Annotated in this window: 21 protein-coding genes; 7 read left to right on the top strand and 14 right to left on the bottom strand. The window is 66.2% G+C overall.

All coding sequences use genetic code 11. The features are described from left to right. Positions 1–48 precede the first annotated feature (48 nt). The 4 genes from QJT82_RS38440 (at position 49) to QJT82_RS38425 (ending at position 3,464) form a co-directional block, all read left to right on the top strand. Entirely contained in the window at positions 49–1,293 is a 1,245-nt protein-coding gene (locus QJT82_RS38440) for an MFS transporter (protein ID WP_028343717.1), read from the top strand. Positions 1,294–1,339: 46 nt separating this feature from the next. Continuing rightward, the gene (locus tag QJT82_RS38435) at positions 1,340–2,326 is read left to right on the top strand and encodes an MDR family oxidoreductase (protein ID WP_028343718.1); all 987 of its coding nucleotides are present in this window, start codon (positions 1,340–1,342) and stop codon (positions 2,324–2,326) included. Between the two features lie 186 nt (positions 2,327–2,512). Continuing rightward, on the top strand, positions 2,513–3,091 hold the full coding sequence (locus QJT82_RS38430; protein WP_028343719.1) for a hypothetical protein: 579 nt from the start codon (positions 2,513–2,515) through the stop codon (positions 3,089–3,091). A 139-nt stretch (positions 3,092–3,230) separates the two neighbouring features. Next, positions 3,231–3,464 (top strand): hypothetical protein, encoded by a 234-nt coding sequence (locus QJT82_RS38425; RefSeq protein WP_016844381.1) that lies wholly within the window; start codon positions 3,231–3,233, stop codon positions 3,462–3,464. Between the two features lie 25 nt (positions 3,465–3,489). Here the strand turns inward: QJT82_RS38425 and QJT82_RS38420 are convergent, their stop codons facing one another. The 5 genes from QJT82_RS38420 to QJT82_RS38400 form a co-directional block, all read right to left on the bottom strand. After that, on the bottom strand, positions 3,490–6,195 hold the full coding sequence (locus QJT82_RS38420) for a DUF2339 domain-containing protein (RefSeq protein WP_028343720.1): 2,706 nt from the start codon (positions 6,193–6,195) through the stop codon (positions 3,490–3,492). Positions 6,196–6,304: 109 nt separating this feature from the next. After that, positions 6,305–6,811 (bottom strand): protein-tyrosine phosphatase family protein, encoded by a 507-nt coding sequence (locus QJT82_RS38415; protein WP_018273050.1) that lies wholly within the window; start codon positions 6,809–6,811, stop codon positions 6,305–6,307. 114 nt (positions 6,812–6,925) lie between these two features. Continuing rightward, on the bottom strand, positions 6,926–7,537 hold the full coding sequence (locus tag QJT82_RS38410) for an HD family hydrolase (protein WP_028343721.1): 612 nt from the start codon (positions 7,535–7,537) through the stop codon (positions 6,926–6,928). Beyond that, positions 7,534–8,160 (bottom strand): DNA-3-methyladenine glycosylase I, encoded by a 627-nt coding sequence (locus QJT82_RS38405; protein WP_028343722.1) that lies wholly within the window; start codon positions 8,158–8,160, stop codon positions 7,534–7,536. The genes QJT82_RS38410 and QJT82_RS38405 overlap by 4 nt, the downstream gene beginning before the upstream one ends. After that, positions 8,157–9,143 carry a folate-binding protein YgfZ gene (locus QJT82_RS38400; RefSeq protein ID WP_259245222.1) on the bottom strand — a complete coding sequence of 329 codons (987 nt, stop codon included), beginning with the start codon at positions 9,141–9,143 and terminating at the stop codon, positions 8,157–8,159. The genes QJT82_RS38405 and QJT82_RS38400 overlap by 4 nt, the downstream gene beginning before the upstream one ends. A 23-nt stretch (positions 9,144–9,166) precedes the next feature. Here QJT82_RS38400 and QJT82_RS38395 point away from each other — a divergent pair, with 23 nt between their 5' ends. Next, entirely contained in the window at positions 9,167–10,501 is a 1,335-nt protein-coding gene (locus tag QJT82_RS38395; RefSeq protein ID WP_028343724.1) for a dihydroorotase, read from the top strand. A gap of 83 nt (positions 10,502–10,584) precedes the next feature. Here the strand turns inward: QJT82_RS38395 and QJT82_RS38390 are convergent, their stop codons facing one another. From QJT82_RS38390 to QJT82_RS38370, 5 genes are all read right to left on the bottom strand, one after another. After that, positions 10,585–10,851: a hypothetical protein gene (locus QJT82_RS38390; protein WP_028332620.1), complete on the bottom strand. Its 267-nt coding sequence runs from the start codon at positions 10,849–10,851 to the stop codon at positions 10,585–10,587. A gap of 155 nt (positions 10,852–11,006) precedes the next feature. Next, positions 11,007–11,663 (bottom strand): HAD family hydrolase, encoded by a 657-nt coding sequence (locus QJT82_RS38385; RefSeq protein ID WP_028343725.1) that lies wholly within the window; start codon positions 11,661–11,663, stop codon positions 11,007–11,009. Further along, positions 11,653–12,030, bottom strand: a complete 378-nt coding sequence (locus QJT82_RS38380; RefSeq protein WP_028343726.1) for a TIGR02301 family protein — start codon at positions 12,028–12,030, stop codon at positions 11,653–11,655. The genes QJT82_RS38385 and QJT82_RS38380 overlap by 11 nt, the downstream gene beginning before the upstream one ends. Positions 12,031–12,115: 85 nt before the next feature. Further along, positions 12,116–12,535, bottom strand: coding sequence for an NUDIX hydrolase (locus QJT82_RS38375; protein ID WP_028343727.1), 420 nt, complete (start codon positions 12,533–12,535; stop codon positions 12,116–12,118). A 42-nt stretch (positions 12,536–12,577) separates the two neighbouring features. Then, on the bottom strand, positions 12,578–13,078 hold the full coding sequence (locus QJT82_RS38370) for a hypothetical protein (protein WP_028343728.1): 501 nt from the start codon (positions 13,076–13,078) through the stop codon (positions 12,578–12,580). Positions 13,079–13,140: 62 nt separating this feature from the next. Here QJT82_RS38370 and QJT82_RS38365 point away from each other — a divergent pair, with 62 nt between their 5' ends. Beyond that, positions 13,141–13,902, top strand: a complete 762-nt coding sequence (locus QJT82_RS38365; RefSeq protein WP_028343729.1) for an SOS response-associated peptidase — start codon at positions 13,141–13,143, stop codon at positions 13,900–13,902. A 403-nt stretch (positions 13,903–14,305) separates the two neighbouring features. Here QJT82_RS38365 and QJT82_RS38360 read toward each other — a convergent pair whose 3' ends face one another. From QJT82_RS38360 to QJT82_RS38350, 3 genes are read right to left on the bottom strand one after another with little or no spacing between them, the layout of a single operon-like run. Then, a complete protein-coding gene (locus QJT82_RS38360) occupies positions 14,306–14,701 on the bottom strand; it encodes a RidA family protein (RefSeq protein ID WP_028343730.1) in 396 nt (131 codons plus the stop codon). Positions 14,702–14,705: 4 nt separating this feature from the next. Next, positions 14,706–15,185, bottom strand: a complete 480-nt coding sequence (locus tag QJT82_RS38355) for a DUF6691 family protein (protein ID WP_028343731.1) — start codon at positions 15,183–15,185, stop codon at positions 14,706–14,708. A gap of 2 nt (positions 15,186–15,187) precedes the next feature. Next, positions 15,188–15,625 carry a YeeE/YedE thiosulfate transporter family protein gene (locus tag QJT82_RS38350; protein ID WP_028343732.1) on the bottom strand — a complete coding sequence of 146 codons (438 nt, stop codon included), beginning with the start codon at positions 15,623–15,625 and terminating at the stop codon, positions 15,188–15,190. Positions 15,626–15,831: 206 nt separating this feature from the next. On the opposite strand from QJT82_RS38350, the gene QJT82_RS38345 reads away from it, so the two are divergent. Then, a complete protein-coding gene (locus QJT82_RS38345) occupies positions 15,832–16,266 on the top strand; it encodes a hypothetical protein (RefSeq protein ID WP_028343733.1) in 435 nt (144 codons plus the stop codon). Between the two features lie 139 nt (positions 16,267–16,405). On the opposite strand, the gene QJT82_RS38340 is transcribed toward QJT82_RS38345, so the two are convergent. Further along, a complete protein-coding gene (locus tag QJT82_RS38340; RefSeq protein WP_028343734.1) occupies positions 16,406–16,915 on the bottom strand; it encodes a mismatch-specific DNA-glycosylase in 510 nt (169 codons plus the stop codon). Positions 16,916–17,057: the final 142 nt, after the last annotated feature.

Here is a 17,057-nt window from a genome sequence, read left to right as displayed (position 1 = left end):
ATGTTCGGCGGGGCGGCTCCCCGCGCAGCAGTTGCTGGGGAAGACAAGATGGCCGTTACCACCGGGGATCTTCGACCGACGTCGGGCACGTGGCGCACGCCGCTTGTCATCATCGTCTGTGGCTGCGCGATTGCGCTGCTGAGCTTCGGCCCGCGCTCCAGCCTGGGCTTCTTCGTGCAGCCGATGAGCCATGAATTCACCTGGGGCCGCGACGTGTTCGGCCTCGCGCTGGCGCTGCAGAACCTGTTGTGGGGGCTCGGCCAGCCGATCGCCGGCGCGATTGCCGACCGCTTCGGCCTGCTGCGTGTGATGGTCGTCGGCGCACTGCTTTACGCCGCGGGCCTGCTCCTGATGCGTTACTCGGCGACGCCGCTCTCACTCAACCTTGGCGCCGGCGTCCTGATCGGCTTCGGCCTGTCGGGCTCCTCGTTCAACCTTGTGCTGTCGGCGTTCAGCAAGCTGTTGCCGCCCGCGCAGCGCGGCATTGCGCTCGGCGCCGGCACCGCTGCGGGCTCGTTCGGCCAATTCCTGTTCGCGCCGTTCGGCGTGGCGATGATCGACAATTTCGGCTGGCAGACCGCGCTCCTCGTATTCGGCGCGCTGATGCTGCTGATCCTGCCGCTGTCGCTGGCGCTCTCGACGCCGCCGGCGGAGACGAATGACGCCGCGCCCGCCGATCAGCAGTCGTTCAAGACCGCGCTGGCGGAGGCGTTCGGCCATCGCTCCTACGTGCTGCTGGTGCTCGGCTTCTTCACCTGCGGCTTTCAGCTCGCCTTCATCACCGTGCATTTGCCGGCCTATCTCGCCGACCGCGGCATTCCGGCATCGACCGGCGGCTGGGTGATCGCGGCGATCGGCCTGTTCAACATCGTGGGCTCGCTCAGCGTCGGCTGGCTGCAGAACGTCTTCCCGAAGCGCTACATCCTGTCGGTGATCTACTTCACCCGCGCGCTGTCGATCATCGCCTTCATTTCGTTCCCGATCACGACCTTCTCGGCGATCGCGTTCGGCGCGATCTCTGGCCTGACCTGGCTCTCCACAGTGCCGCCGACTTCGGCGCTGGTGGCGCTGATGTTCGGCACGCGCTGGTTTGCGACGCTGTACGGCTTCGCCTTCGTCAGTCATCAGGTTGGCGGCTTCCTCGGAGTCTGGCTCGGCGGCATCGTGTTCGAGCAGTATGGCTCCTACACCCCGATCTGGTGGCTGTCGGTGCTGTTTGGCGTGCTGTCGGCACTGATCAACCTGCCGATCGTCGAAAAGCCCGTCGTCCGCCCGGTTGCGCAGCCTGCCTGATGGGGTAAACCATTCCCCGAAACCAAGATTACGGGGAGTGCACATCGTGGCAACGTTCAAGGCAATCAGGATCGACAAGGCGGACAAGGGTACCACCGCCGCACTCACCCAATTCGACGAAGCCGAGCTGATGGACGGCGACGTCACCGTCCGCGTCGAGTGGTCGACGCTGAACTACAAGGACGGCCTGGCGCTGACCGGCAAGGCGCCGGTGGTGCGCCGGTTCCCGATGATCGCCGGCATCGATTTCGCCGGCACGGTCGAGCAATCCAGCCATCCGGACTGGAAGGCGGGCGACAAGGTCGTCTGCAACGGCTGGGGCATGGGCGAGACCCATCTCGGCGCCTATGCCGAAAAGGCCCGGGTCAAGGGCGACTGGCTGGTGCGGCTGCCCGACGGCATCTCGGCCCGCGATGCGATGGCGGTTGGTACCGCCGGCTATACCGCGATGCTCTCGGTACTGGCGCTGGAGAAGCACGGTCTGACCCCGAAGAGCGGCCCGGTGGTGGTCACGGGTGCCGCCGGCGGCGTCGGCTCGGTGGCGATCGCCGTGCTCTCGAAGCTCGGCTACCACGTCATCGCGTCGACCGGGCGGACGTCGGAGACCGACTATCTCAAGGGTCTCGGCGCCACCGAGGTGATCGACCGCGCCGAACTGTCAGGTGCGCCCAAGGCGCTGGCGAAGGAGCGCTGGGCCGGCGGCGTCGACAGCGTCGGGTCGACCACGCTCGCCAACCTGCTGTCGATGACCAAGTACGGCGGAGCCATCGCGGCCTGCGGTCTGGCGGCCGGTATGGACCTGCCGTCGTCGGTCGCGCCCTTCATTTTGCGGGGTGTGTGCCTTCTCGGTATCGATTCAGTGATGTGTCCGATCGAACTGCGCAGGACCGCCTGGCGCCGTCTTGCCAGCGACCTGGACAAGGCGAAACTGGCTGATATCACTCACGAAATCGCCCTGAACGAAGTCATCGGCTTTGGCGCGAAAATCCTCGGTGGCCAGGTCCGCGGCCGCATCGTGGTAAAAATAGTCTGAGGACGTTCAGACTTTACCAACCAAGCTGCTCCAATGTTGCCACTGTTGGTATGGTAAGCAGCGGGTAAAGAGACTTGCGGCATGATCCCGGGGGGCCGGGTTTCCTCGCGCAGACGCCGAGAAGCGTTGGTGCGGGGATCATGCGCAACAAGGAGCGGGTGCCCGCGCTCGTCAGTGGAGTAGCTCATGCTTGCGCGTTTGGTGTTGGGGGCCGTCACGGCCGGAGCGATGGTCGTGCCGGCATTCGCGGGCCAGATGAACGCCGATGAGGCCCGCAGGTTCGTCGCCGGCAAGGTGTTCGCGTTCACCTGTTTCGATGGCACCCGCGGCGCCGGCCGCATCCTCGACGATCTGGGTGCGACAGGCTCGATCCAGTTCTCCGGCTCGGGGCCGATCCGTCACGTGCGCCTGCCCGGCAACACGCTGCAGATCCGCGGTCAGAGCGTTTGCGCGTCCCTGAAGGGCATTCCGTTCGAACCGTGCTTCAATCTCGACAAGCAGGATGACCGCACGTTCCGCGGTTCGGTCTCCGGCATGGGCTTTGCCTATTGCGATTTCCATCACCAGGGCGGCCAGCAGATGCTGATGGCGCGCGCGGCGGCGCGTCCGCGCTCGCTGCATCCGCGCACCCGATCCGCGGATGCCTCGCAGACCGAAGTGTCGCGCGTTGAGACGCCGCAGGTCGGAAGCGCGAAGCTCGAGCCGGTCAAGGCCGAGCCCGCCAAGGTTGAGAGCGCGCCGGAATTGCGCCGCTCCACCGACTAACCTTTCATCTGCGCGCTAGCGGGAATAGCGCCGCCAAGCCGTAGTCATACGGATGGCGGTCGCCACGCCTTGCTCGCTACTCAATACCTGGCGTTCGCCGCGAGGCGGGACATTGGGGACTCTGATTTTGAGTAGTCATATGGCGCAATATTTTTTTCGAATCAGTGATGGCGATTACGCTGGTGCATCCGACCACGCGACGGAGTTTGAGAGCCGCGACGTGGCCTGGGCCGAGATGACCAAGGTCTGCGGAAATTTTCTCGGCAGCATTTCGCGCAATCTGAAGCAGAACAGCGAATGGCACATGGAGCTGCTCGACGAGGGCAGAAAACCCGTGTTCAGGATTCGACTGGTCGCCGAGTCCGTCGACTGAAGGCTGTCTTTCAGGACGGCAGGTTCTAACCCTCGGCCTGCGCGAGCGGCGGAGCGGCCCGCCTGCGAAACAGGATCCGCTGATACAGCCAGCCGATCGCGACCAGCACGATGCCAAGGCACATGAACGACAGCGCGCGGTAGACACCAGTAAGCGTCGACATGTCGATCAGGAACGCCTTCAGGATCGTCAGCCCGATCACCGCAGCAGACGCGAGCCGCGCCCGCTGCGAGTTGACGACGACGCCAATGCCGAGCAGCGCGACGCCGAACATCAGCCAGGCGATCGAATAGGTGTACTGCTCCGCGCCCGTGGTCTCGCCACGCGTCAGCACCGGTCCATGGTAGAGCCTGCGGATTTCGAACGTGACATAGGCGAGCGCAAGGACCAGCGCGCCGGCGGCGATCGTGTTGGCGTAGCCGGCAGGACGATGGCCCGCCACCGCATAGGACAGCAGCAGCGCCAGCACCGCCGGCAGCGCATAGCCGAGCAGCAGCAGGTTGATGAAGCTGCCGCCTACGTCCTGCCACCACAGCATCGGGTTCTCCAGCGCCAGCAGCCCGAACAGGCTGGCAAGCCCGGCGAACGCGGTCAGCAGGATCGCGCCGACATTATGCACGATGCTGCCGCTGCGCAGGCGCAGCCGCTCCAGTCCGATCGCCATCGCAAGCGTCACGCCGACCTGCAGTGCGACCTCGGTCAGCCCGGCGCTGGCGTAGTAGACATCGCCGCTATTGACCGCGTGGCGGATCTCCATGAAGGCGAGCAGCACCGTGAACAGGATCGCCGCGGACTCCACGATGCGCAGCGGGACGTCGTCGCCGTTGCGGCGCAGGAAATGGCTTGCCGCCCAGAATGACAACGCCGGCACGCCATAACCCCACAGCAGCCAGTTGAAGATCGGCGTGCTGCCGACGGTGTCGCCCGCGATCCGCGGTTCATAGCCGATGCGCAGCACGACGATGCCGGCCAGGATCGCGGCAAGCCAGCGCAGGAACGGAATTGGCCGCCGCACCGACAGCCACGCCGTGCCCATCGAGACCAGCGCGAGCGCGATGGTGAGCCAGCCCTTGTCGAGCGCGAAGGTCAGCGCCAGCGCCAGCGAGGCGAGGGCGCCGGTGGCGGGCAACGCAATCGAAGGCGACAGCTCCGGCCGCTCGCCGCGCCGGGTCAACGCCTCGGTCGCGGCTGCATAGGCCGCCGCCAGCATCACGGCTGATATCGCGAACGGGATCGAACGGTCGAGATGCGCGATGCGTGCGTAGAGCGCGACCAGCAGCGCGACCGGCGTGAACACGGCCGCGGCGGCCCAGGTCACCGTGATCTTCGTCGTGGCAAAACGCAGTTGCGCGAGGAAGCCGGCGATGCCGAAGGCGGCTGCGAAAATCGCCGCGGTGACGAGATGCAGCGAGACCGAGCCATCGGTCGCGGACGGGCCGATGCCGGGGATCGCGCCGCCCGGCAGCACCAGCATGTCGACGTTGCGGCGCACGGCCCATTCGCCGAACACGATGAAGACGAACACCGATGCCGCGCCGATCGCTCCGGCGGCGGCGGGCGCGCGCCAGGCGACAAAGAGGCTTGCGGCCGTCAGCAGCGCAAAGCCGATCATCGCGGTGTCGGCGTGGGCGCTGTTGAGCACGATCAGCATCGCGCCAAGCAGATAGGCGGCGAGCGAGCCCGAGGAGATCGGCTCGATCTCCTCGCCATCGCCGTCGGGACCGAACATGAAGCCGCAGACCACGAGCAGCGCCGCCAGCACGAAGCCTGCGATCACATGGAAGACGTGCGGCGCGATCATCTCGGGCCCGCACGCCAGGCATGGGAAGGTCCACAGCAGCGCGAAGGCGATCGTCGTGACCGCGAGCCAGCGCCACAGCCGGATGCGCGCGAGGCCGAACGCCGCCGCCGTGACGATGGCGAGGTAGATGTAGAGCGACCAGAAGTCGGGTTTGTCTGACGACACCAGGAGCGGCGTGACGAAGGCGCCGACGATGCCGAGCCCGGCCAGCGCGGGTCCGTGCAGCAGCGCGGCCGCCAGCGTGCCGAGCGCGACCATGCCGAGCAGGATGAAGGCGGTTGCCGGCGCGAGGAAGTCGTACAGCGCATAGGCGGCGTAGACGGTGGCGAATGCCACCGCGGTGCCGGCCGCGGTGAGGATCGCCGGGATGTTGGCGATCGGCAGCGCCGCGATATTGGAGATGCTTTCCTGGCGCCTGGTCCATTCACCGGCGCCGAGCAGCGCCAGCGCAAACAATCCGCCGAGCATCGTGCGAACGCCGGGGCCGAGCAACCCGGCCTCGATCGAATAGCGCACCATGAAGAAGCCGCCGAGCGCGAGCGTCAGGCCGCCGATCCAAACCACCCAGCGCGTGCCGAGCGTCTCCTCGAAGCCGGGCGCCGGCTGCGGCGGAGCTGGCGGCTCCGGCAGGGGCGGCGGTGCGGCGCCTGCAGCGTCCGCGGCTGGCTCGCTCTGCGCGGCCGGCTCGCCGGGAGCAGCCTCCGGGAGCGGTGGCGGCGCGGCGGAAGGCGCCGTCGGCAGCGGTTGCTCGAACTCCTGCAGCGGGGCCAGCGGCGGCGGCACGACCGTCCGCACGGCGCCGCCGCCCGCGGCCTCGATCGCATCCAGGCGTCGCTGCAGCAGGTCGATTCGGCCCAGCGCCTTGCGCGCGAAAATGATGGCGACGATGGCGAGGACCAGCGTCAGGAAGTCGAACGGCGAATCGAACATCGGGCCTCCGGCAGGACGCGCCGGACTTGGCCAGCCGGCGGCCCGTCGCAACCTAGTAGTGCAGTGAGGAGGACCGGAAGTTCAAGCGATCGGGCGTGACCGGCCGCGCTTAGTCCAGATCGATGTGGAAAGGCCGGCCTTCGACGCTCATGCTGCCGGGACCCATCGCGTCGAGTGCACGCAGCATACGGCCCTCGCGTCCCAGCGCCTTGTCGGCGAGGCTGACGATCAGCCGGTTGGGGGCCGCGATCGGCGAGGCCTCGCGGATCATCCGGGCGATGGACATTTCGTCGCGGTGCGGGTTGAGCGCGCAGACCGTGGCAAATGCGCTCGCGGTCGAGCGGCTGATGCCGGCGTAGCAATGCACCACCATCGGTGCTTGGCGATCCCAGCCGCGCACGAAGCTCAGCACCTTCTCGATATGCGTCTCGTTGGGCGCAACGAACCCGTCCATCTGTTCGATGATGTCGTCCATCGACACTTTCAGGTGGTTGGCCGGCAGCACGGAGGGCGGCCGCTGAACCTGGTCGACATTGGCCATCACGGTCAGCACATGGCTGGCGCCAGTGGCGCGAACCGTGTCGGAGAGTGCGGCAAGCGAGCAGACGTGAAGCATGATGGTCCTTCTATCGGGTGTACCGGATTATAACGGCTGCTCCCGAGTGGGCAAAGGCGGGGGTGCCATGCCGATTCTTCGTTTTGCGGCGCAACCGCGGCACGGGTGCCGCTCCTACGACGCGTGCAATGCCTTGAAGCGTTCGAGGAACTGCTTTTCGGCCCGCGCTGCGGTCCACGGCGTCAGATAGTCGCGCTCGGTCGCTTCGGGCAGTTCCGGATCGCGGCCGAACAGCCGCTTCGCCTCGGCTTGTGAAAATCCCGCCAGATGCGTCGCCTCCAGATACGCGGCGCCGCGATCGGCGGCCTTGATCTGCTGGGTGATTTCGTCCGCCAGCACGGCGGGCAGGCCGAAGCGGACATGGATCGCCGACAACAGCCGCTTCTCCACCACCTTGTATTCGCCTGACAGCACCGCCTTGAACGGCGAGATCATGTCGCCGATGACATATTCGGGCGCGTCATGCAGCAGTGCGGCGAGACGATGGCTGATGTCGACGCGCGGCATCTGCTGGCGCATCACCGCTTCGACCAGCAACGTATGCTGCGCCACCGAGAAGATGTGCGCGCCGCTGGTCTGGCCATTCCAGCGCGCGACCCGCGCCAACCCGTGCGCGATGTCGACGATCTCGATATCGAGCGGTGACGGATCGAGCAGGTCCAGCCGGCGTCCGGACAACATCCGCTGCCAGGCGCGGGTTGTCTCCGTCGATTTGCGCGCAGTCATTTCTTCTTGAGCCGCGGTGTGCGGAGCTTGCCGCCGCAGCTCTCGTGGCAGAAGCAGGTGACGAGGTGGTCGTTGACCATGCCGGTCGCCTGCATGAAGGCGTAGACGATGGTGGGGCCGACGAACTTGAAGCCGCGCGCGCCGAGCTCCTTGGAGACCTTGATCGAGACCGGCGTCGACGCCGGCACGCTCGCGGTGGTCTTGAACTGGTTGACCTTCGGCTTGCCGTCGACGAAATCCCACAGGAATTTCGAGAAGCCGGGGCCTTTCTCCATGATCTCGAGATAGGACTTGGCGCTCGCCACCGTGCCTTCGATCTTGGCGCGGTTGCGGACGATGCCGGCGTCGTTCATCAGCGCATGCACCTTCTTGTCGGTGTAGCGCGCGATCTTCTCGGGCTGGAAATCGTCGAAGGCTTTGCGGAAGTTCTCGCGCTTGCGCAGGATCGTGATCCAGGACAGGCCGGCCTGGAAGCCGTCGAGGATCAGCTTTTCATAGAGCGCGCGGTCGTCATATTCCGGCACGCCCCATTCATTGTCGTGATAGGCGACGTAGAACGCATCCTCGCCCGGCCAGGGGCATCGTGTCTTGCCATCGGGATGCAGTTGCGCGGTACGGCTCATGCGACGGTGTGCTTGGGTGTGATGCGGACGGCGTCAGGTTCGGCAAGGTGAAGCGACAGCCCGCCCGCGGTCAGCGCTAGCCCGGCGTCGAGCGCGTCGGCGACACGGTCGATGCGGACCAGCGCGAGACCTTTCTCGCCGGCGGTCGAGCCGATGGTGCCGACCTGCTTGTCGCCGGCCAGGATCGTTGCGCCGGCCTCAGGCGCGGGGCCGTCTAGGACGATCTTCACCGTGCGGGTGCGCGCCGTGCCGCGGTGCTGCATGCGCGACACCACCTCCTGGCCGACATAGCAGCCCTTGTCGAAATCGACGCCGTTGAGGCGGTCCATGTTGGTCTCGTGCGGGAAGGCGTCGCCATACATGAAGTCGAGCCCGCCGCGCGGCACTCCGGTGGCGATCCGATGCGCCTCATAGGCGCTGCTATCGACGAGGTCGGCACCGATCAGCTCAGCGAGCTTCTGCTTCAAATCTTCCGGGATCAGGATGCGCCAGCCGAGCGCTGCGTTGCGCGGATCGGCGAACGCGAGATCCGGTGTCGCCGCCGGCTCGCCATCCCAGGCGGCAAGCACGCCGAGGCTGTCGGAAAGGTTCTCGACCACGACCTTGGCGCGCAGCTTGTAGAAGCCGAGCTTGTCGGCGAGGCCCTTGGCGAGCGCGCGCGGTGCGTCGATCAAAAAGCCGCCGCCATGGCCTGAGGGTATCTCGGTGATCAGGAAATCGACGATGATCTTGCCCTGCGGCGTCAGCAGCGCGCCAAACCGGGCCTGTCCCGCGCGCAACTCGGCGATGTCGGCGGTGATGAGGCCGTTGAGGAAGTTGCGGGCGTCCTCGCCAGAGACCTTGACCACGCCCCGATCTGGAAGAAACGCTGCTTTCATTCGCAAAATTGGCTCTTTTTCCAAGTTCCTTGGGAAACGCGCAGGCCGCGATATCCCCTGCCAAGCTAAGGCGCTAGAGTGCGCCGAACAAGGCCCGCGCGACAGCCGAAAGCGGGCGTCGAGGACCGATGAATCAGCATTTTGACACCATTCTAAAATCCGGCACCGTGGTCAATCAGGACGGCGAGGGCGTGCGCGATATCGGTATCGCGGGTGGCCGCATCGCCGCGATCGGCTCGCTCAGCCGGGCTTCGGCCGGCGAGGTGATCGACTGCAAGGGCTTGCACATCCTGCCCGGCGTGATGGACACCCAGGTGCATTTCCGCGAGCCCGGGCTGACCCAGAAGGAAGACCTCGAGACCGGCTCGCGCAGCGCCGTGATGGGCGGGGTCACCGCCGTGTTCGAGATGCCGAATACCAATCCGCTGACGGTCACGGAAGCGGCGTTCACCGACAAGATCGAGCGCGGCCGCCATCGCATGCATTGCGATTTCGCGTTCTTCATCGGCGGCACCCGCGAGAACGTGCGGGATCTGCCGGAGCTCGAGCGCGCCCCGGGCTGCGCCGGCGTCAAGGTGTTCATCGGCTCCTCCACCGGCGCGCTCTTGGTCGAGGACGACGAAAGCCTGCGGCGGATCTTCCAGGTGATCCGGCGCCGCGCCGCGTTCCACGCCGAGGACGAATACCGCCTCAACGAGCGCAAGCCGCTGCGGATCGAGGGCGATCCCCGCTCGCATCCGGTGTGGCGCGACGAGACCGCCGCGCTGATGGCGACCGAGCGCCTGGTCAATCTGGCGCGCGAGACCGGCAAGCGCATCCACGTGCTGCACATCTCGACCAAGGAAGAGATTCTGTACCTGCGCGACCACAAGGATGTCGCGTCCTGCGAGGCGACGCCGCACCACCTCACCATGGCCGCGCCGGAGTGCTACGAGCGGCTCGGCACGCTGGCCCAGATGAACCCGCCGGTGCGCTCGGCCGATCACCGCGCCGGCATCTGGTACGGCATCGAGCAGGGCATTATCGATGTGCTCGGCTCGGACCACGCGCCGCATACGCTGGAGGAGAAGGCCAAGACCTATCCGGCCTCGCCATCGGGCATGACCGGCGTGCAGACTCTGGTGCCGCTGATGCTCGATCACGTCAATGCCGGGCGGCTGTCGCTACAGCGGTTCGTCGATCTCACCAGCGCGGGGCCCGCGCGCCTGTTCAACATCGCCTGCAAGGGCCGCATCGCGGCGGGTTACGATGCCGACTTCACCATCGTCGACCTGAAGCGCAGCGAGACCATCACCAACAAATGGATCGCCTCGCGCGCCGCCTGGACGCCCTATGACGGCGTGCGGGTGCAGGGCTGGCCGGTCGGCACCTTCGTGCGCGGCCGGCGGGTGATGTGGCAGGGCGAAGTCACGACACCGTCCACCGGTGAACCGGTCCGGTTCCTCGAGACGCTGAAGGCCTAGCGCATCAAGTGCGCTAGATTCTTGTTTGACGCGTTTTCTTTACGCGAACCGGTGCCCACTTCGCTCGAAAACGCTTTGCCGGATTACTGCCTGGCCAATGCCAGCGAGAACTCGCCGTTGCGCACGCGCGCGGCGAGGCCCTCGGCGAATTTCGCCACCGCGTCCTCGCCATAGGTGCCGACGAGCTCGGCGAGCGCCGCAAACAGGCTCGCCTGCGCGAGGCAGTCGCCATCGACGCCGTCGTGACGCGCTTCAGCCCAGGCCTCGTTCAGGTAGCCCAGCGCGGCCTGTTTCTGCTCATGGTCGGGCCGCGGGTCTTGGTGATGGGGGAAGGACGCTGGATGGCGCATGAAACTCTGCAAAATGGATGCGCGCGGTCCGAGGAGCGAACCACTGCGACCCGCGAGATGTATCACGCATGCGGGTACCGCCTAGCCCACATCTTTCGAAAAGGTTAACGGCCGCCTCGGCATTTAAAGGGGAATTCCGGATATCCGGGCCTCGATCAGCCGAATGAGCTGTGGATATGGTCGAGCACCGCGCGCGGCGTGGCGCACAGATGGCTGGCGCCGGCCTCGGTCAGCTCCTCCGGCGTGCCGTAGCCATAGGTGACGCCGACCGCCCGGATGCCGTTTCGATTCGCCCCGATCACGTCGTGGCTGCGATCGCCGATCATCAGGGATTTGGCCGGATCGGCCCCGGTCTGCGCCAGCGCATAGCCGAGCAGGTCGACCTTGTTGACCCGGGTTCCGTCGAACTCCGAGCCGAACACGTGGTCGAAATAGCCGCCGAGGCCGAAATGCGCGACGATCCGCGTCGCGAACACATGCGGCTTCGAGGTTGCCACGAACATCCGGCCCGGCCGCCGGCGCAGCTCGGCCAGCACTTCCGCGATATCGGGATAGACCGCGTTCTCGAACAGCCCGACATCGCCGAACCTTTCGCGGTAGAGCTCGACCGCGCGATCGGCGAGTTCCTCGCCGCCGAGCAGCATCGCAAAGCTCGCCCTGAGCGGCGGCCCGATGCACCAGGTCAGGTCATCCTGCGAGGGAACCGGCCGGCCGAGCTTTTCCAGCGCGTACTGGATCGAACCGGTGATACCGGGCTTCGGGTCGGTCAGGGTGCCGTCGAGGTCGAAGAAGATCGCCCGTTCAGTTGGCATAGCGGGCCGTCAGGTCGCGGGAGATTTTCGAGCCCTCCTCGATGTAGCGGCGGATCGCAACCGTGGCCGCGGGCGTGCAGGTCCGGTAGGTCTGCTGGAAGCCGTTATAGCCGCGGTTGAAGCCCGCGATCATGCGGGCGCGGCGGTCGCCGGAGGGGGTCTCGGCATCGATCAGCGCCTGCATCTCGTTGCGCCATTTGGCGCCCTCGTTGGAGCCGCAGATGCCGCGCAGATAGTGCAGGGCGCCGAGGATCTCGGCCAGCCGCTGCAAATCGCCGTCGAACGGCGCAGCCGCGTCCTGCGCCCGGGCGGGCGTCGCAAGGCATGCCGACATCAGGATCACAACGGCGAGAAAGGCTCTGATCATCAGGGGTTCCGGAATGGCGGTGGTATGCCCCCTCAATGCGCCCGAGGCAAGGCGGCAGGGCCCGCCAAAGCCGCCAAAACGGGCCTCAAACCAGCCGCCGGGCGGCCGCAATGACCTCATGCAGTCCGCCAGTGACCTTGAGGTCGCCGATCTCCTCCGGCGCCAGCCATTTGAAATCGTCGTGCTCGTCGTTCAGCACGGGCTCGCGGGATGCCCAGCGCGCGGCGAAGGTCATGATCAGATAGTGCCCGCCTCCGGGGCCGGTCGGCAGCACCTCGCGCCAGCCGGCAAGGCCGACGATCTCGACCTTGAGGCCGGTCTCCTCGTCGATCTCCCGGTACAGGGCGGTGTGCAGCGTTTCGCCAAACTCGACCCGGCCCCCGGGCAGCGAATAGAAGCCCTTGCCCGGCGAACGGGCGCGGCGCACCAGCAGCACCTTGCCGTCACGGAAAATCACGCCGGACACGGCGAGCTGCGGGCGGATCGGAGGTTCGGGAGAGGTCAAGGTGATTGGCAGCCGGTTGTGAAGGCCATCATGCCCGATATCTCAGGCGCCCGCCATGATGCTGTCGACATCGGCCTCCGCGGCGCCGTTGATGATGCCGGCGGTCTGCATCACCAGCGGCTTGACCCAGACGATCGCCTGCTCCGCGAGCACGATCCGGCTCTTGTCCTGCTGCAATTGCCGCATCGCCGCCCCGACCTCGGTCAGGATCTTCGTCATGCTGTCGGTGAGCTGGTCGAATTCGGCCCGGATTGCGGTATCCGCGGTCTCATAGGCCTCGATCGCGAGATCGCGCGCCCGGAAATTGGACGCGGTGAAATGCTCGGCATAGGACAGGGGCTGCCATTCGAGGAAATCGCTGGCGCATTCCGGCAGGTCCGGGACCATCTCCAGCAGCATGATGGCTTCGTTGAAGTGATTGAGGTAGTCGGTGGCAAGCCCGGTGCGGGGATTGATGTTGGCGGCGCGCAACAGCGCCGCCCGCGCCTCGTCGGGGTACGTCGGTCGCGGGGAAGAGCCCGCTATGGCGGCCGTTGAGGTCATTGATCGCAGTCTTTAACGGTCCAAGTTAAGGCAGAATAAACGGATACCATTCTGGACGGCAAATGTGCGGACGCTTTGTCATTACCTCGCCGCCGGCGGCCTTGCGCGAAATGTTCGGCTATATCGAGCAGCCGAATTTTCCGCCACGGTATAATGTTGCGCCGACCCAGCCGATCCCGGTGGTGCTGCTGCAGAATGGCGGCCGGCATTTTCAGTTGATGCGCTGGGGCCTGATCCCGTCCTGGGTCAAGGACCCCAGGACCTTCTCGCTCCTGATCAACGCGCGCTCCGAGACGGTGCGCGAGAAGCCCGCCTTCAAGAATGCGATCAAGCGGCGCCGCGCGCTGATCCCGGCCGACGGCTACTACGAATGGCAAGATGCCGGCGGCCGCAAGCGGCCGTTCTTCATCCATCGCCGCGACGGCCACCCGCTCGCCTTCGCCGCGCTCGCCGAGACCTGGATGGGGCCGAACGGCGAGGAGCAGGACACGGTTGCGATCGTCACTGCGCCGGCCAGCCCCGATCTCGCGCAATTGCATCACCGCGTGCCGGTCACGATCAGGCCCGAGCAATTCACGCGCTGGCTCGACTGCCTGCCGAATGATGTCGACGACGTGATGCCGATACTGAAGGGTCCCGAGGTCGGCGAGTTCGCCTGGCACCAGGTGACGATGCGCGTCAACGCCGTCGCCAACGATGATGCGCAATTGCTGCTGCCGATGACGGCGGAGGAGATCGCCGCGGAGGACGCGCCGGCGCCGAAGAAGGCCGCGCCAAGAAAGGCGACTGCGCGGGAGGACGACGGGCAGGGGTCGTTGTTTTAGCGAATGTCTGCGTAGCTGGGGCCGGGATTGAAGCGCAGCTCTCTCCACGTCGTCGTCCCGGCGAAAGCCGGGACCCATAACCACAGGGCTGCATTGTTGAAGCGCGCTGTAGCTCCAGCTTCGCAAACCAATTGAGATTTGTGGTTATGGGTCCCGGCCTTCGCCGGGACGACACTGAATATGTTGCACGGGCAGTGGATCAAACTTCGACATTCTCGCAACATGATCTGCCCGAGCTTTGCATTTCGTTTCGCCGCTCTCTCCACTCGTCATTCCGGGGCTCGCGAAGCGAGAACCCGGAATCCATTTCGCTACACGCTGCGTGGCCTGAGGATTCCGGGCTCGCGCAAGTGGCACACCCTCAGATGCGCAATTGCGCATCGGGGAATGACGGAGAGAGTTGTCACCCCTTCACGTGTGCCACGCCCTCGATCTCGATCAGCATCTTCGGATTGGGCAGCGCCACCACCACGCAGGTGGTGCGCGCGGGGTAGGGGGCGGGGCCGAACGCGCCGGCATACAGCGCGTTCATCGTCGCGACGTCGCTGGCGCGCGTCAGCAGCACGTTGACCTTGACGAGATCGCGCATCGTCGCGCCCGCTTCATTCAGCACGCGCTTGAAATTGGTCACGACATTGGCGAACTGCGCCTCGAAGCCGTCGGGCAGCTCGCGATTGGCGTCGAAGCCGGGAATGCCGGAAATGAACAACAAATCGCCGACGCGGGCGCCGAACGAGAGTGGCGGCGCCTGGACGCCGGGCGGAGGAGGGAAGTGCTTGATAGCTGTCTTTTCAGTCATTGGGTCACCCGTCTGCGTGAGATGGAAGGGGAGAAGTTTCGATGGCGCGCGGCGCCGCTGCACGCCGGCGCCAAAGATTCCTGCCGAAGAGATTCTGGCCGATCATGCCTGCGAGCATCGCGACAACGAAGACCACGATCGGCAGCGAGAGGCCGGCGAGATTGACCAGTGCCGGCCCGGGGCAGATGCCGACGAGGCCCCAGCCGATGCCGAACAGCACCGCGCCGGCAACCAGCGGCGCATCGATGTCACGGCGGTCGGGCCAGAGGAAGCGCGCCGAGAAGGCGGGCGCGGCGCGCCGCCGTGCGACCGCAAAGCCGGTTGCTGCAACCGCAACCGCGCCCGCCATCACGAAGGCGAGCGTCGCGTCCCACGCGCCGAACAGATCGAGGAAGCCGAGCACCTTCTGCGGATCGGTCATGCCGGAGATCAGAAGCCCCGCGCCGAAGATCAGGCCGCAGACAAAACTGGCAAGCACCGGCATCGCTAGCCTCCGATCCCGTGCCTGACGATTGCGACCGTCGCGATCGCCGTCAGCATGAAGATGCATGTTGCCGCAATCGAACGGCCGGATAGCCGCGCAAAGCCGCAGACGCCGTGGCCCGAGGTGCAGCCATTGCCCAACCTTGTGCCGAACCCGACCAGCAGTCCGGCGATCGCGACCACCACAAGGCTCGCATTCATCGCCGGCCGCGGCAGCGGCGCGCCGAACAGTGCCGCAATCAGGGGTGCTGCGATCAGTCCCGCGATGAACGCGATGCGCCAGGAACGATCGGCGCTACGGTCGGCGGTATCGGCCTGCAGCGCGCCGCCGACGATGCCGGTGACCCCGGCGATTCGCCCGGTCAGCAGCATCAAGAGCGCCGCGGCAAGCCCGATCAGCGCGCCGCCGGCGAGGCCGGAAAGTGGGGTGAAATCGTGCATCGGTGCAGATCCCTGTTGCGCAAACTCCTCAGCGGTCCGGCAAAGCGGTGGGCGCGCATGCGCCAATGGTCGCGCGGCTGCGGAGGCGATGATAGACTCCGCACCATCAGGAACAAGCGCAATCCCGCATGTTTCGCGGCATTTCAGTGGTGCCGCCGGTCGGTTGGGTTGCCGCGATTCGCTCTCACTTCGTCCGGAGAACTCCCATGAGATTGCCATCCGTCGCCCGCGCCGCGCTGCTCGCGCTGGCGCTGCTCACCGGAACGTCCGCCGCCCTGGCTGACGAGGGCGCGGTGACGCTCGTGATCTTCAAGGGCGGCTGGGTGTTCGGCGGCTCCGCCGGCAAGGGTGTCATGACGTTCCACGGCCAGACCTATGGGCTCACCGCCGGCGGGCTGGACTATGGCCTCGTGTTCGGCGGCTCGCAGACCACGTTGCAGGGGCGGGTGCGCAACATCCGCCGTCCGCAGGACATCAACGGCGTCTATGCCGCGGCGGGCATGGGCGTTGCGCTCGGCGCCGGCGTGCGCGGCATCTTGTTGACCAACCCGAACGGCGCGGTGCTCGAACTGAGCGGCAAGCAGGTCGGCCTGATGGCCAATGTCGACCTCAGCGGGCTTGCGATCACGTTGAAGGAATAAGGGGCGGTCTCGTAGCGATCTCGTAGGATGGGTAGAGCGAAGCGAAACCCATCGACCTCGGTACGCCGGGAGAGATGATGGGTTTCGCGGAGTTTATCATCGGGCCGCGCTTTGCGCGGACCCGTTGGCTCTACCCATCCTACGATTCGGTGATCCACTCGGCGAGCTCGCGCCACGGCTGTAAGGTCCAATGCCCGGACGCCGCGCCTGATGGCGACGGCAGCACGAACACCTCGGGAAAACCGCTCATGCGCGGCTGCCGGCCGAGCACGAGCGCGCTGGTCGGCCTGTTGTAAAACAGGCTGGCCGCCTTCCTGCTGGTGAAGGCGACGGTGCTCGGCCGATAGGTCTCGATCTTCGCCCGGAAGCCCACCACGTCGAACGATTGCCTGTTGATCTCGTGATCCATCCCGGCGCCGGTCTTGGAGAGATCGGTGAAGCCGATGCCCAGCGCGAGTAGCGCGGCGAACTCATCCGGCCGATAGCGCCGCGGCGTGATGCCGGCCTCGTGCAGCGCGCGCCAGAACCGGTTGCCGGGATGCGCGTAATAATGCCCGACGGCGGCTGACCGCGTGCTCGCTGCGGTGCCGACGAACACCAGGCGCAGATCGGCGCGGAGCTGGTCGGGGAGGCGGTTGTGATCGGGCATCTCGGAAGGGTCAATAGAGCATTGATGAGACAGAGTTGCGTAGCAGCCGCGAAGGAGCTGCGCTCCCTCTCCCGCTTGCGAGGGCTTTGCGCAATCGGGCGTGCGCGGGTGGAGGCCAGTGTCAGGCATTTTTTTGCGTGGC

This window comes from Bradyrhizobium sp. Mp19, from assembly GCF_029952935.1.
Classification (GTDB): domain Bacteria; phylum Pseudomonadota; class Alphaproteobacteria; order Rhizobiales; family Xanthobacteraceae; genus Bradyrhizobium; species Bradyrhizobium elkanii.
Note: the sequence above shows the minus strand (reverse complement) of the source record. Positions and strands in the feature narration are given on the sequence as shown.

Bases quoted from the DNA above. Each gene is read 5' to 3' on its own strand.
- QJT82_RS38420 (WP_028343720.1), bottom strand. From the start codon at position 6,195: ATGTTCGATTCGCCGTTCGACTTCCTGACGCTGGTCCTCGCCATCGTC.
- QJT82_RS38410 (WP_028343721.1), bottom strand. From the start codon at position 7,537: ATGACTGCGCGCAAATCGACGGAGACAACCCGCGCCTGGCAGCGGATG.
- QJT82_RS38350 (WP_028343732.1), bottom strand. From the start codon at position 15,625: ATGCACGATTTCACCCCACTTTCCGGCCTCGCCGGCGGCGCGCTGATC.
- QJT82_RS38425 (WP_016844381.1), top strand. From the start codon at position 3,231: ATGGCGCAATATTTTTTTCGAATCAGTGATGGCGATTACGCTGGTGCA.
- QJT82_RS38365 (WP_028343729.1), top strand. From the start codon at position 13,141: ATGTGCGGACGCTTTGTCATTACCTCGCCGCCGGCGGCCTTGCGCGAA.
- QJT82_RS38355 (WP_028343731.1), bottom strand. From the start codon at position 15,185: ATGCCGGTGCTTGCCAGTTTTGTCTGCGGCCTGATCTTCGGCGCGGGG.
- QJT82_RS38385 (WP_028343725.1), bottom strand. From the start codon at position 11,663: ATGCCAACTGAACGGGCGATCTTCTTCGACCTCGACGGCACCCTGACC.
- QJT82_RS38415 (WP_018273050.1), bottom strand. From the start codon at position 6,811: ATGCTTCACGTCTGCTCGCTTGCCGCACTCTCCGACACGGTTCGCGCC.
- QJT82_RS38440 (WP_028343717.1), top strand. From the start codon at position 49: ATGGCCGTTACCACCGGGGATCTTCGACCGACGTCGGGCACGTGGCGC.
- QJT82_RS38390 (WP_028332620.1), bottom strand. From the start codon at position 10,851: ATGCGCCATCCAGCGTCCTTCCCCCATCACCAAGACCCGCGGCCCGAC.
- QJT82_RS38345 (WP_028343733.1), top strand. From the start codon at position 15,832: ATGAGATTGCCATCCGTCGCCCGCGCCGCGCTGCTCGCGCTGGCGCTG.
- QJT82_RS38360 (WP_028343730.1), bottom strand. From the start codon at position 14,701: ATGACTGAAAAGACAGCTATCAAGCACTTCCCTCCTCCGCCCGGCGTC.
- QJT82_RS38340 (WP_028343734.1), bottom strand. From the start codon at position 16,915: ATGCCCGATCACAACCGCCTCCCCGACCAGCTCCGCGCCGATCTGCGC.
- QJT82_RS38380 (WP_028343726.1), bottom strand. From the start codon at position 12,030: ATGATCAGAGCCTTTCTCGCCGTTGTGATCCTGATGTCGGCATGCCTT.
- QJT82_RS38430 (WP_028343719.1), top strand. From the start codon at position 2,513: ATGCTTGCGCGTTTGGTGTTGGGGGCCGTCACGGCCGGAGCGATGGTC.
- QJT82_RS38395 (WP_028343724.1), top strand. From the start codon at position 9,167: ATGAATCAGCATTTTGACACCATTCTAAAATCCGGCACCGTGGTCAAT.
- QJT82_RS38370 (WP_028343728.1), bottom strand. From the start codon at position 13,078: ATGACCTCAACGGCCGCCATAGCGGGCTCTTCCCCGCGACCGACGTAC.
- QJT82_RS38405 (WP_028343722.1), bottom strand. From the start codon at position 8,160: ATGAGCCGTACCGCGCAACTGCATCCCGATGGCAAGACACGATGCCCC.